13 protein-coding genes are annotated in these 12,612 nt (G+C 51.6%); 5 read left to right on the top strand and 8 right to left on the bottom strand.

The features are described 5' to 3' along the window. The first annotated feature begins 4 nt into the window (after positions 1-4). Both CJP46_RS16330 and CJP46_RS16325 read left to right on the top strand, forming a co-directional pair. Positions 5-553: a TetR/AcrR family transcriptional regulator gene (locus CJP46_RS16330; RefSeq protein WP_094596646.1), complete on the top strand. Its 549-nt coding sequence runs from the start codon at positions 5-7 to the stop codon at positions 551-553. 368 nt (positions 554-921) lie between these two features. Continuing rightward, positions 922-2,103: an MGDG synthase family glycosyltransferase gene (locus CJP46_RS16325; RefSeq protein WP_094596645.1), complete on the top strand. Its 1,182-nt coding sequence runs from the start codon at positions 922-924 to the stop codon at positions 2,101-2,103. Between the two features lie 115 nt (positions 2,104-2,218). Here CJP46_RS16325 and mnmH read toward each other — a convergent pair whose 3' ends face one another. From mnmH to CJP46_RS16300, 5 genes are all read right to left on the bottom strand, one after another. Then, complete coding sequence (gene mnmH / locus CJP46_RS16320) at positions 2,219-3,307, bottom strand: tRNA 2-selenouridine(34) synthase MnmH (RefSeq protein ID WP_094596644.1); 1,089 nt, start codon at positions 3,305-3,307, stop codon at positions 2,219-2,221. Between the two features lie 11 nt (positions 3,308-3,318). Then, positions 3,319-4,368: a selenide, water dikinase SelD gene (selD, locus tag CJP46_RS16315; RefSeq protein ID WP_373558016.1), complete on the bottom strand. Its 1,050-nt coding sequence runs from the start codon at positions 4,366-4,368 to the stop codon at positions 3,319-3,321. 217 nt (positions 4,369-4,585) lie between these two features. Continuing rightward, positions 4,586-5,575 (bottom strand): M15 family metallopeptidase, encoded by a 990-nt coding sequence (locus CJP46_RS16310; RefSeq protein ID WP_094596642.1) that lies wholly within the window; start codon positions 5,573-5,575, stop codon positions 4,586-4,588. Between the two features lie 186 nt (positions 5,576-5,761). Then, complete coding sequence (locus CJP46_RS16305) at positions 5,762-6,304, bottom strand: NADPH-dependent FMN reductase (RefSeq protein ID WP_094596641.1); 543 nt, start codon at positions 6,302-6,304, stop codon at positions 5,762-5,764. Positions 6,305-6,334: 30 nt separating this feature from the next. Continuing rightward, the gene (locus tag CJP46_RS16300) at positions 6,335-6,700 is read right to left on the bottom strand and encodes a globin domain-containing protein (RefSeq protein WP_373558015.1); all 366 of its coding nucleotides are present in this window, start codon (positions 6,698-6,700) and stop codon (positions 6,335-6,337) included. A gap of 452 nt (positions 6,701-7,152) precedes the next feature. Between CJP46_RS16300 and CJP46_RS16295 the strand changes: the two genes are divergently transcribed. From CJP46_RS16295 to CJP46_RS16285, 3 genes are all read left to right on the top strand, one after another. Further along, complete coding sequence (locus CJP46_RS16295) at positions 7,153-8,223, top strand: Mrp/NBP35 family ATP-binding protein (protein WP_094596639.1); 1,071 nt, start codon at positions 7,153-7,155, stop codon at positions 8,221-8,223. A 22-nt stretch (positions 8,224-8,245) separates the two neighbouring features. Further along, positions 8,246-8,485 carry a ferredoxin family protein gene (locus CJP46_RS16290; protein ID WP_094596638.1) on the top strand — a complete coding sequence of 80 codons (240 nt, stop codon included), beginning with the start codon at positions 8,246-8,248 and terminating at the stop codon, positions 8,483-8,485. A 115-nt stretch (positions 8,486-8,600) separates the two neighbouring features. Further along, a complete protein-coding gene (locus CJP46_RS16285; RefSeq protein ID WP_094596637.1) occupies positions 8,601-9,236 on the top strand; it encodes a helix-turn-helix transcriptional regulator in 636 nt (211 codons plus the stop codon). A gap of 438 nt (positions 9,237-9,674) precedes the next feature. On the opposite strand, the gene CJP46_RS16280 is transcribed toward CJP46_RS16285, so the two are convergent. From CJP46_RS16280 to CJP46_RS16270, 3 genes are all read right to left on the bottom strand, one after another. After that, the gene (locus CJP46_RS16280) at positions 9,675-10,547 is read right to left on the bottom strand and encodes a sugar phosphate isomerase/epimerase family protein (protein WP_094596636.1); all 873 of its coding nucleotides are present in this window, start codon (positions 10,545-10,547) and stop codon (positions 9,675-9,677) included. A 63-nt stretch (positions 10,548-10,610) separates the two neighbouring features. After that, positions 10,611-11,468, bottom strand: coding sequence for a sugar phosphate isomerase/epimerase family protein (locus CJP46_RS16275; RefSeq protein ID WP_094596635.1), 858 nt, complete (start codon positions 11,466-11,468; stop codon positions 10,611-10,613). Continuing rightward, positions 11,465-12,523, bottom strand: a complete 1,059-nt coding sequence (locus tag CJP46_RS16270) for a Gfo/Idh/MocA family protein (protein WP_094596634.1) — start codon at positions 12,521-12,523, stop codon at positions 11,465-11,467. The genes CJP46_RS16275 and CJP46_RS16270 overlap by 4 nt, the downstream gene beginning before the upstream one ends. Positions 12,524-12,612: the final 89 nt, after the last annotated feature.

Genomic DNA, 12,612 nt, shown 5'->3' with positions numbered 1-12,612 from the left:
GATTATGAACAAACGGGTCACCTACACCCAGCATTATCTATCCGAGGCTTTAATCAGCCTTATGGCGGAAAAAGACTATGCATCGATCACCATCCGCAACATCGTGGAAAAAGCGGGCGTGAACCGTTCGACCTTCTATCTCCATTATTACGACAAGGATGATCTGCTGAACCAAACCGCATCCGGTATTCTTACGGCCCTTCGCAGTGCGATGCGCAATCCTTTCTATTCCCATGAGTCGGCCAAAAAAGATTATGAGGAGACCGGTAAACCGATTTCCTCGGCCGTCGCCCTGTTTGAACATATCCGTCAGCATGCCGCATTTTATAACGTAATGATGAATGTCAAGGATTTTCCTGTTCAGCTGGATCAGGTGATTAAGAGCGAACTGCTTGCTTTCACCACGGATGCGCTTCAGGCTTCCTTCTCCTCCGGAGGGATGATGGGGCTCATCTACTATTGGCTGAACCATCAAATGCAAGAGACGGCCGAAGAAATGGCATTATGGCTTACCCGTGCTGCGCTGTATCCACTGGATCGGCCGGAGGTATAATCCGCCGAACCGTCCATTTTCCCCTTCTGCCACCCTTACGAAGGACAGCTTGCCGAACTTGATCACGAACCTTTGAATCCAGTTTCTATAATCATTTTGCAGGGTATCCAAGACAATCCGGCGTCTAACTAAAATGAGATCGCCGGTCAACGGAAACCAAATGGAACGTAAGCAGGGGTCCCCGACTTAAGTCCAGCTTTAGACTGGTCCACGGGCCGTTTTGTTTGAACGCTTGAAAGCATACACTGTTACTATAACAGGTTCATTACATAAGCTTACCCATTTATACCATACGCAACCTTTTTATAGAAACGGCCATCCGCTTTCACGCGGAGCCAGAAATCAATCAAAGTAGAAGGTGAACAATCGTGCAAAAGAAGCGTGTACTCATATTATCTGAGGGATTCGGCAGCGGTCATACCCAGGCGGGATATGCGCTGGCCGCTGGCATGAAGGAAATTCAACCGAATGTGCATACCAAGGTCATCGAGCTGGGATCTTTTCTGAACCCGACCGTAGCGCCATGGATTTTGTCGGCCTACCGTCTGACGGTAAGCACCAATCCGGCACTCGTCGGGATGCTCTATCGAAAACAGCATGACAAGCCGCTGAAGCGACTAACCGCTTTGGCACTCCATAAATTGTTCTACAATCATACGGCCGATGTGATCCGTCAGCTGAGACCCGACCTCATCGTCTGCACCCATCCGATCCCGAGCGCGATCATCGGCCGGTTGAAAGCATCCGGGCTTGACGTTCCGCTCTGCACGGTCATTACCGATTACGACGCCCACGGCTCCTGGATGAATCGCCAGGTGGATCAGTTCCTCGTATCTACGGAATCCGTACGCCGGATTTTATTGAAACGCGGGGTTCATCCAAACAGCGTAAACGTGACCGGCATTCCGGTCCACCCGACGTTCTGGACGAAGGAAGAGAAAGCGTCGGTAAGACGGAAGCTGAAGCTGAAAAACATGCCCACGGTCTTCATCATGGGCGGCGGCTGGGGATTGGTTGCTAACAAAGAATTGTTCACCCAGCTTGCCGAGTGGAAAGACCGCGTACAGCTCGTGTTCTGCGTCGGAAACAACCAGAAGCTATTATCTAAATTAAAAAGCTCACCTGCATTCTCGCATCCGAATATCGTGGTGATCGGCCAGACGAAGGAAGTCAGCAAATGGATGGATGCCTCCGACCTGCTTATCACGAAGCCAGGCGGGATGACTTGCACCGAAGCCATGGCTAAAGGACTGCCCATGCTGTTCTGCGAATCCATTCCGGGCCAAGAAGAGAAAAACTGCGAATATTTTGTGAGCGGCGGCTATGGGGAAGTGCTGAGCCCGCTTGTTCTGAACCGGTGGCTGCAAGCTATCAGCTCAGGCGGCACGGCATTCGCCCCCCAAGGCTTCCGTATGAGCCCGTACTACTCCGCTCCCCGTGAGGTTTACCGTCCGGAACGATGTGCGCAAGAACTCGTTGAACTGCTTAACGCCCGTACGGCGGGCGTAAGACCTGCGGAGCTGCGGCGCAGTCTGTGGGCCAGCATGTAACGGTAATCCTTGGTTATGTTGATAAACAAAAGAAGGAATGCGCTCGCCAGCGCATTCCTTCTTTTTTATATGATCTGGGTGAACAGCCCGACCTTGGGTCCCTCCGTTCTTCCATTTATACGGATTGGGGCTTTTTTCCGCGGACAGCTTCCGCCGATGTCTGGGCCTGGTCTTCCCGAACCCGTTCCTCGATCAGCTGTACCGCTTGCTCAACCGACTCCATCGCAAGTACCTGTTCCTGCTGGAAAGCCTCGCCATAAGCCTCGGTGGTATGGGCATATCTCGGATCGTAATAGTATTCCAGCAGCAGCCTCACGGCCGCCCCGTAATTTCCCTGCTGCATGCTAAATTCGATTTCCTGGGCTATCGGGGTATGAATCCGCGACTTAATCTTGGAGAAAGCAAGCAGGCTTTCCGCTGGATATTCCCACGGGCGGTAATCGTCCAAAATGTGCTTCACCCGCAGCTCGGTCGGAGCTTCGAGGACGATATGCCGGCCATGCTCCTTCTTCTCGACCAGAAATTCCGGCAGCACCACCTTTCCGATCCGCTTGCTCTCTGCTTCAAGCAAAATGTACGGAGAATCCTGATAGCGGATCAGGGACTCTACTAGCAAGGCATCAAAGGTCTTTTGGTTGCTGCTCTTCAGGCCGATCTCGCCGAATATGGAACCGCGGTGCCCCGCCATTCCTTCAAGATCGACGACCGGATAGCCTTTCGCCTGCATCTCCCGAAGAATCAAGGTCTTCCCCGTGCCGGTGTTGCCGTGTATAACGTACACGTCCGGAGCAAAATCCATGCTCTGAAGGGTGTCGACCACCCATCTCCGATATGTCCGGTAGCCACCTTCAAGCCGGTTCACGTGAATGCCCATCAAGGACAACACCGTCGCGGTCGTCCGGCTCCGCATTCCCCCGCGCCAGCAGAACACCGCCTTATTTCCTTGAATTCCGGCGAATTTCTTTACGAAAGAGGGCAGTTTCGCGGACACGATCTCAAGTCCACGCTCCTTGGCCGCCTGGGTGCTGACCTGCTTGTACAGCGTGCCGATCTCCGCTCGCTCTTCATCATCGAAGAACGGAATATTGATGCTTCCCGGAATCGTTGATTCCGCATATTCGGATGGAGACCTGACATCAATGACGGTGATTTCATTTTTGGCTCTCAGTTCATTAAGCTTCTCGATCTGTATATCCTGAAACATGATGCAGCTCCTTACTCAATCACAATTTGCCCGCTATGATTCGCGGTAACCTCACCAATGAGTTTCGCTTCCACGCCGGCATCCACCAGCTCCTGAAGCAGACGCTCGGCTTCATCCGGCCCGACGGATATGAGCAGGCCGCCCGAAGTGACCGCATCGCACAAAATGTACCGGTCCGTCTCGTCCATCTCTTCCGGGAAAATCACATGATCTTGGACATGCGCATAGTTGTTCTTGGATCCGCCTGGAACCAGTCCCTGCTCCGCCAGCTCACGAACCCGGGGCAGGACGGGAACATCCTGCTTGCGGATGCGGATTTCCACCCCGCTGCCTTTCGCCATCTCCAACGAGTGGCCCATTAAGCCAAACCCTGTGACATCGGTGCAAGCATGAACATCATAGCCGTCCATAATTTCTGCCGCTTTCTTGTTCAGCGTCGACATGACTTCCGTCACCCGCCGGATTTCGTCCGGGGTAAGCTGGTCCTTCTTGATCGAGGTCGTCATAATGCCTACGCCGATCGGCTTGGTCAGAATAAGCTTGTCCCCGGGCTGTGCCCCCGCGTTGCTTCTTACTTTATCAGGATGCACCAGACCGGTGACCGATAAACCGAATTTTGGCTCCTTGTCGTCAATCGAATGTCCGCCAACGAGCGTCGCGCCTGCTTCCTTGACTTTGTCTCCCGCTCCGCGAAGGATTTCGGTCAGCACGCGTTTATCCAGTGTGGAAATCGGGAAGGCGACGATATTGAGTACCGTCAGCGGTTTTCCGCCCATTGCATAAATATCGCTTAGCGCATTCGCCGCGGCAATTTGTCCAAAAGAATAGGGATCGTCCACGATCGGAGTGAAAAAATCAAGCGTCTGTACGAGCGCCAAATCGTCGTTCAGCTTGTATACGCCGGCGTCATCACTGGTATCGAGCCCTACCAACAAATTCGGATCATGCGCTGCCGGCGGCAAGCCGCGAAGCACCTGGCTCAGATCGGCAGGGCCGATTTTGCAGCCGCAGCCGCCCTTGCTGGAATACGACGTTAATTTAATATTCAAATCAGAATCCATGATCATGACACAACCCTTCTATAAATTCATTAGCGTCAGCCTGCTATTTTGTAAACCCGCAAATTCCATCGTACACATCACCGAAAAAAAACGCAAATGAGGCGTTGACGGGTTACAGCCCCGTTTGTGTTAAGCCAACAAAGAACAGCAGAATGTCATGACCCGGAAGTCTGAGTAGGCTCCCTTCATGACATTCTGCTGTTTGTTGCAGCCTGCTTTATTTGGATACCGGAACCGCGCTTCCAAAATACTGCTCGAGCGTGATATCCTTCTTCGTCACGTCTTCGGCAATTTCCTTGCCGACGTAGCGAATATGCCATGGCTCGTATTTGTAGCCGGTAATCGATTCTTTTCCTTCCGGATAACGAATAATAAAGCCATATTCATAAGCATGGTCAGCCAGCCAATTCGCTTCCTTCGTGCCTGCAAAGCAGCTCTCTGCGGCGCATTTGCCGTCGGTACCCGACACGTCGATGGTCAGACCGGTTTGATGCTCGCTGTGGCCCGGACGCGCGCTGTAGGTATCCGCCGCTTTGACGCCGTCCCGATCCACATAGTTATTATACAGCGTCGTCTGGCGGGATTCGGAGCGGTAGCCCGATACACCGGCCAAGTAAACGCCGTCCTGCTTGGCCGCGTCAAACAGCTCTTTCAATGCGTCTGCGGCCACTTTACGCATTTTGCGCTTGTCTATTTTTTCCGAAAACGTAAAAGCTACATCGGGATAGACGAGATCCGGCGGAACGTAACCTTCCGGTAAACGGTACGTTTTATTGACGAGTACCGTGTCGCTCGTCGGATTGGATACGACATGCTCAACGTCGTACGTATTGACAAAGTCACTGTTATTGTCATTGTTGTCCGACGTACCGCCAGCCGGCTCGCCCGCTTCCGTCCCGGGATCTTGGCCTGAATCGCCGCCGGTTGCAGCGGAATCCTTGCCATCATCCGCTTGTCCGGCATCCTGGCCGGTTGAGCCGTCCCCGGCGCCATCCGATACTGCATCGCCTGCATCACCGGCATCGCTTGTGCCGTCCGGATCTACTGTGCTGCCATTATCGCTTTGATCTCCGCTACCGCCCTGGGCGAGAGCCGGAGGATTCTCTACGGTCGCCTCATCCTTGGTCGTTCCCCTGCTGTTTGCAAAATAGATCAGCGCGCCGCCGACAATGATGACCGCGACGATCAATGTTGCCCATTTTCGCATGTGTTCACCTCAAATAATACCGCGTGATTCAAAACCACGGCGTTCTATGAATCTATTAATATATCATAACGGATCTATTATACGACATATTGGAGGAAGATACGACAAAAAAAGCCCCGATCTTTTCAATCGGGACTCATCCATGGCCAAATAACCGCGATATGTATACACCCCTGGCGATTAAACTTATTCCGAACCCTTCAGCCGCTTCTGCATAAAGACAAGCTCATGGGCCAGCCGCTCAATCCGTTCCAAAACGTTCGGATCCGTAATCTCTTTATATTCGTTGAAGTGATCATCGTGGACGTAGACGTAGCCTGGAGCTACATAAGAACGGAAAAATCCCGCAATCGGCTTCAGCTGGTTTTCAATCACCAGATAATGCTGGTACGTCCCGCCAGTGGCGACAAATCCCAGGACCTTTTGCTGTAGCGCCGTGACCGGAATCAAATCAAACAAATTTTTCAGCACGCCGGACATTGACGCCTGGTAGATCGGCGTGCCGATTAAGCAAAAATCACTGGAAATCACGGCATCGATCACCTTTTTCGTGTCACCCGTATAGGCCGATGGATCGCGGCCGTCGCAGAACTGCACATCGTAATCTTTCATATCGAGCAGCTCCGTCTCCACATCCGGATACTGCTTCTTGACCTCTTCCAGCACCTTGTTCACGACAAGGGCCGTCTTGCTGCCGATGATCGCGCCAGATATACCAACCAGCTTCATGATGTTAACTCCTTTTCTGTTGTAATTTGCTTAATACTCAACTTCACCTTCATCCGTGTTGACGAAAAAGAAGGCGGTCATCGCAAGCCGCTCCATCATTTGCTGTCGCAGCATTTCATCCTTAATAACCTCTTCCATGGCTTGCTGCATGCAGCCGATCCAGGCTTCCGCACGTTTTGGCGTGATGGCAAACGGTAGATGCCTTGCTCTCATGCGTGGATGGCCCATCTGCATCGTGTACAATTGCGGTCCTCCAAAATACTGGGTTAAAAACATTTCCTGCTTCTTCATAACAGGCATTATATCGTCCGGAAACAGCGGAGCAAGCAGCGGGTGCTCCACTACTTTTGGATAAAAGGCTTCCACCAGCGCCTTCATCGTGTCTGCGCCGCCCATTTGCTCATAAAAAGACGTCGGGCGCGTTTCCCGGCCCCCCTGTTCCGCTCCCTGTCCGGAATCCTGATTCATATTAGAGTTCAACGGGGAATTGAACCTCCCTTCACGGGTGTAAACCCCTAATTAGTAAACATAAACGTATACTAATTATTATAATTGACCGTTCTCTTTGTCAATACTTGTTCCGTAAATATTCTTTACTTTATATACATATATGTTGACTATATTATCCGCGTGAACTACAATTACTCTGATAATAGTACATACCTGTTCTGTAAGGGGAAAACACGGCGGGACGCGTCCCATTCACGGCTTTTGAAAATCACCGGGTTTTGTCCGCAGGAGGTCTGTACCGCTAATTTGGCCCATACTGTAATAGGGGATAGAATGAACGAAAGAAGCGATTTTTCTCTAGTTCAAACTATATAGATAGAGAATGAAGGTGATCAACTATGACCAAAGACGACCTGGTCGCTGCCCTGACCCACTTGAAAGATAACGAACATAAGCGCCCACTTGCGGAGCTCGGTCTGATCCGGGATATTACGACCAATAAGGATCATGCGGCTTTATCGGTTCTTCTGGATCCCGATATGTCCTCTAACAAGGAGAGCATCGAGGAACAGATTGTCAGTGCCTTGAAGGGAATCGGGATCGCGGACGTGCATATCCGGTTTAAATCCATTTCAAATGAAGAAAAAAATGATATTATAGCAATTAAGCTGAATAAATCGGTACGCCGTGCACCTACGCTGATGAATTCCCCTCTCGTCTCCGCCGATTCAGGCGTGACGTTCATCGCCATCGCCAGCGGCAAAGGCGGTGTCGGCAAATCCACGGTAACCGTCAACCTGGCAACGGCATTGGCCAAGCAAGGTAAACGCGTTGGAATCATCGATGCGGATGTCTATGGTTACAGTATTCCGGAAATGATGGGAATTCATGATCTTCCGAAGAAGCATAATAACCGGATCGTACCGGTAGAACGACACGGAATCAAGGTAATATCAACCGGATTCTTCGTACAAGGCAATAAGCCTGTCGTCTGGCGGGGACCGATGCTGGGCAAGATGCTCAGCACGTTCTTGAATGAAGTGGATTGGGGTCCGCTCGATTTCATCGTGTTGGACCTTCCACCAGGTACAGGTGATGTTGCACTGGATGTTCACAATAAAATTCCGCAGTGCTCGGAAATTCTGGTAACCACTCCCCACCCTACTGCCAATCATGTTGCTGCCAGGGCTGGTGAAATGGCGATTCAGACCAACCATCCGATCCTCGGAGTCATCGAGAACATGTCTTATTTTACCGACCCCTCCGGTCAGCGGCATGATCTGTTCGGCACAGGCGGCGGAGCCGCGCTCGCGGAGCAGCTCCATACCAAACTGCTGGCCGAAATTCCGCTCTCTCCGCCCGGCCAGTCGACCGACTCGGAGAAGTCCCCGGCCGTATTCGGGGATGACAGCGAGCAATGGCGTATTTTTATGAATTTGGCTCAGAGAATCATTAACCATGATATTTAATTAATTTGAAAGGGTGAAACAAATGTCTTATATTATTACTTCGGCCTGCATAGACGAAAAGGCGGCCGATTGCGTGGATGTATGCCCAGTCGATTGTATCGAGGAAGGTCCGGATCAATATTTCATTGACTCGGATATTTGCATCGAATGCGGCGCTTGCGAAGTTGCCTGCCCGGTAGGTGCGGTATTTTATGATACCGATCTTCCTGAAGAAGAAAAACATATGATTCAAAAAGCGGAAAACTTCTACAAATCCAAATAATTGACGATTTGCGATTGGTTCAGCCTGTTGATTTCCAAATCGACAGGCTGTTTATACTTTAAAATCATTTTTAAGGCGAATGGAAGGCCCGGATCAGTGAATAGGCGGTGTTAACATGAACCAACAGCTGGATATTTCAACCAGGGATAAAATACTGCAAATGCTGAAAACCAAAGGCGAACTCAGTGCAAAAGAAATTACGGAGTTTATTGGTATCACCAGCATGGCGATCAGACGCCATATCAATACGCTGGAAAAGGAAGGTTTGATCGAATCGAAAACGATTCGGCAGCCGATGGGCAGACCTTCGGCGATCTATCGTCTGACAGAGCAGGCTGAAGACTTTTTTCCGAATAAGTATCATTCGCTTACGCTGGATCTTCTCGGGGAACTCGAGCAGGATTCGGGGACGGAAATGGTAAACCACCTGTTTGACCGCCGGGGCGAATCGCTGCTGAAAAATCATTCAGGTAAAATGGAAGGCAAGGACTTTGCTGAAAAGGTCGAGCTGCTGGCCGAAATTCAAAACGAAAACGGCTATATGGTCGAGCTTCAAAAGAACAACGAGGATGAATATACTTTATTCGAGCATAATTGTCCGATATCGCAAATCGCGAAAAAATACAATCATGCGTGCGCCTGTGAGCTGAAGCTGTTCGAATCGCTGCTCGGGGCCGAGGTTTCCCGCGGCGAGTGCCTAGCCATGGGCGACCGGAAGTGTGTCTACAAAATCCGCAAAGCCCATCAATGATCCGCAAGATCTGCCACAAACCTCTCATTTGGGATGAGAACCCCGTGTGGTGGAGCAGCTTGCGGATCTTTTTTATGATGATTCCCCCCCGATGAAACCCGTTTAATCCGTCTGCAATCCCACTGCGCATGATCTTACACCTTCCACCTGCCCGACGGCCGGGTCGTCCACGCAATTCGTCTGAGACGGCCGTGGTTGAGCTTCTCGCCCCCGGTTTGACCATAATGGTTCAGGCTGCCCATTATCGTATTGAAGCCCGGAGAAGAGCTGCTGATTACCGCTAGGCTAATAATGGTGGATACTTAGGTGCATCCGTAGACCCGTGAATGAATCAAAAGTTTCTCAGGGCAAAAGAAACAGCGAATGCTGATCCTTTCGATCGCATTCGCTGTTTTGTTGTTCGCTTTATATCGAGTGCTTAGGCGTCATGCCTAGCGATTATCCCCGAAACTGCTTTAAAAATTGCACCGCTTTGGAAATGTCCGCTTCCGGATCCTCACCGACCTCGCGCTCGATGGTCAAGTATCCTTGATAGCCGATATCTTTCAGCGCCTGCAAGTAGCTCTGCCAGTTCACGCTGCCTTCGCCCAGCGGCACTTCACGGAAATACTGCCCTTCCCCTGGAACAAACGTATTGTTCTCGTTGGCCGGCGCTTCGAAACCCAGCGTCTCATAGATGTAGTAGGCAGGCACTTCCTTCAAGCGGATACCGTCTTTGGCGTGGGTATGTACGATGTAGTCCTTCAGGTTGTGCACCCCTTCAGCCGGATCGTCGCCAGTAACCATGACCATGTTCGCCGGATCGAAGTTGACGGATACCCCTCTCGAGCCAAGGCCGTCCAGGAATTCCTTCAGCCGTGCGGAAGGCTCCGGACCCGTTTCGATCGCAAAGAAGGCGTTCATGCCGGTGGCATATGAAGCCAGTTCCTCGCATGCATCGTGCATCGTCTGGTAGATTTCACTGTTCTTGTCTTCCGGCACCAGTCCGATATGCGTCGTCACTACGCTGGTTCCAAGCTCTACCGCCAGATCGAGAATCCGTTTGGACTTTTCGATTTTCTCTGCATTGACCGACTTATCCTGGAATCCATACCCGCCGAGGTCGCCCACCAGCGCCGAAATTTCCAATCCCAAGGACTCAATATAGCTCTTCAGTTCCTTGCGCTGCACCGCAGACAGGTTGGCCGGATCCATTTCGCCGCTGACCGCATAGATCTGCACGCCGTCCGCCCCTACCTTCTTCGCCTTGACCAGTCCTTCCCGGACTCCGACCCGGAAGCTGTCGACAATGACGCCGATTTTATTGTTCATTCCAGTCACCTCTCCCTTGTATATGCTGCATGATTTCAAAGATTGGATGCTATGTTTCCAGGCTTAAACCTCGTTCCAGAAACGTTTGACGTTCTCCAGGCCGATTTTCGTTCCTTGGAAGCTGTCTTCCATCCCTTCGAACTCGATCGAGAAGTATCCGTCAAACCCGGATTCCTTGATGATTCGAATCGATTCGCGCAGGTTAATGTCTCCATGCCCTGCGATGGCGCCCCTCAGATAATTCCCGCTGGTTGTACGGAACCATCCGTCCCCCGGATTGAGGGCGGCAGGACGCAGATAAAAGTCCTTGATGTGCACCATCGAAGCGTAAGGAATGTTGTTCTTAACGGCTGCCACCGGATCTTCGTCCGCGCACATGAAATTCCCCACGTCCAGCGTCGTCCGGTAGTTCGGCCGGTCCACGGTTTGAACCAGCGTCTGTACGCGGTCGCTCGCCTGAATGTAATAGCCGTGGTTCTCCACGCTTGTCGTAATGCCATATTGCGCCGCATAATCGGCGATTTCACGACATGCGTCAGCCAGGCGTCCGACCTCCTGGTTGAACTGTTTGATGGACGTATCTGGACGGCTGGCTACGTCATGGCGCATCAGCTTCACGCCGAGGCGGGCGGCGATGTCCACTTCCCCTTTGACGCGCTCGATTTCCTTCCGGTATGCCTCGTCGGAATCCACGGCGAAATTGGCGCCGATCGCATAGTTGGAAATGTCGATCCCGACTTCCTTCGCCTTAGCCACGATCTGATCCACAAGCTCCGGATTTCCGGTCAAGGTGTACCCGATCGGGACGATTTCCACGTGCTCTCCGCCCATTTCGGCGATTTTTTCGATCGCGTCGAGAACCGTAATTTCACCCGATTGAATCGGACGGAACAGGCTGTATGTGCTTACTCCGATTTTCATAACTGGATTTCGACTCCCTTCTCAGAGGATTCGTAAATGCCATTCAGGATTTTCATCATTTCAACGCCGTCATCGACCGTGCTGATCGGCTCGGTGCCGTTTTGAATATTTTCGATAAAATGATTGATTTCGTTCTGGAAAGCGGCCGCAAAGTTAAAGCCTTTGTTGTCCACCTGCGGCTGGATATTCAGGATCGTATCGTTTTTCTCCGTGACGATGACCAGAGCCGGATCGATTTCGAAGCCGCCGTTCGTACCGTACAGCTTGATCGCCGCTTCATCCTGCTTCGCATGCAGGGAGAAGCTTACGTCCACGAGCAGCGACGCTCCATTCTCAAAACGGATCAGGGCGTTCGCCATATCTTCTACCGTATTTTTGCTGGCATCGTAGTCGGCTGCTTTGTAAAAAGAATAGTTCTTCACGTGGCTGCGGTTACCCAGCTTGTGATATACGTTGCCGGACACCGATTTCACTTTCGGCTTGCCCATCATGTACCAGCACAGGTCGATCGCGTGCACCCCGATATCGATCAAAGGCCCGCCGCCGGAACGCTCTTTGTCGGCAAACCAGCCGCCCGGATTGCCTACACGGCGAAGGAGCGAGGCTTTGGCGTAGTACAGTTCACCGATTTCGCCGCTTTCCATAAAGCTCTGCAGTACTGCGATGTTCGGGTCAAAACGGCGTACGTAGCCCACTTGGAACACCTTGCCGCCGGCATGTGCAGCTTCCTGAATCTGCAGCGCCTCCTCAACCGTTCTGCAGAGCGGCTTTTCCACCAGAACATGCTTGCCTGCCTTGGCTGCCGCAATGCTGATTTCGGCATGCTGGTTGTTCCATGTGCAGATGCTCACTGCATCGATGTCCGGATCAGCCAGCAGTTTATGATAGTCGGTATATGTTTTCTGAGCTCCGTATTTCTGGGCAGCGGCCTTGGCTCTCTCCTCATTCAAATCGCAGATCGCGACGATCTCCGCCTGCGGGTTGTTCTGATACGAGTTCAAATGGGATTCCGAAATGGACCCTGCTCCGATTACAGCTACTCTTACTTTATCCATGCGTTTTCAACTCTCCTTTTGGTTCTCGCATTTGACTTCCAATAGATTGAACCTGTGCATAACTTCCTTCCATGCGAAACTGCCCCATA

This window comes from Paenibacillus sp. XY044, assembly GCF_002257645.1.
GTDB lineage: Bacteria > Bacillota > Bacilli > Paenibacillales > Paenibacillaceae > Paenibacillus_AQ.
The sequence above is the reverse complement of the archived record's forward strand: the minus strand, read 5'-3'. Positions and strand labels throughout refer to the sequence as shown.

What these genes read in the sequence shown, in the direction of transcription:
- CJP46_RS16330 (WP_094596646.1), top strand. Translation starts at nt 5, where the DNA reads ATGAACAAACGGGTCACCTACACCCAGCATTATCTATCCGAGGCTTTA.
- mnmH (WP_094596644.1), bottom strand. Translation starts at nt 3,307, where the DNA reads ATGTTTCAGGATATACAGATCGAGAAGCTTAATGAACTGAGAGCCAAA.
- selD (WP_373558016.1), bottom strand. Translation starts at nt 4,368, where the DNA reads ATGGATTCTGATTTGAATATTAAATTAACGTCGTATTCCAGCAAGGGC.
- CJP46_RS16310 (WP_094596642.1), bottom strand. Translation starts at nt 5,575, where the DNA reads ATGCGAAAATGGGCAACATTGATCGTCGCGGTCATCATTGTCGGCGGC.
- CJP46_RS16305 (WP_094596641.1), bottom strand. Translation starts at nt 6,304, where the DNA reads ATGAAGCTGGTTGGTATATCTGGCGCGATCATCGGCAGCAAGACGGCC.
- CJP46_RS16300 (WP_373558015.1), bottom strand. Translation starts at nt 6,700, where the DNA reads ATGGGCGGCGCAGACACGATGAAGGCGCTGGTGGAAGCCTTTTATCCA.
- CJP46_RS16295 (WP_094596639.1), top strand. Translation starts at nt 7,153, where the DNA reads ATGACCAAAGACGACCTGGTCGCTGCCCTGACCCACTTGAAAGATAAC.
- CJP46_RS16290 (WP_094596638.1), top strand. Translation starts at nt 8,246, where the DNA reads ATGTCTTATATTATTACTTCGGCCTGCATAGACGAAAAGGCGGCCGAT.
- CJP46_RS16285 (WP_094596637.1), top strand. Translation starts at nt 8,601, where the DNA reads ATGAACCAACAGCTGGATATTTCAACCAGGGATAAAATACTGCAAATG.
- CJP46_RS16280 (WP_094596636.1), bottom strand. Translation starts at nt 10,547, where the DNA reads ATGAACAATAAAATCGGCGTCATTGTCGACAGCTTCCGGGTCGGAGTC.
- CJP46_RS16275 (WP_094596635.1), bottom strand. Translation starts at nt 11,468, where the DNA reads ATGAAAATCGGAGTAAGCACATACAGCCTGTTCCGTCCGATTCAATCG.
- CJP46_RS16270 (WP_094596634.1), bottom strand. Translation starts at nt 12,523, where the DNA reads ATGGATAAAGTAAGAGTAGCTGTAATCGGAGCAGGGTCCATTTCGGAA.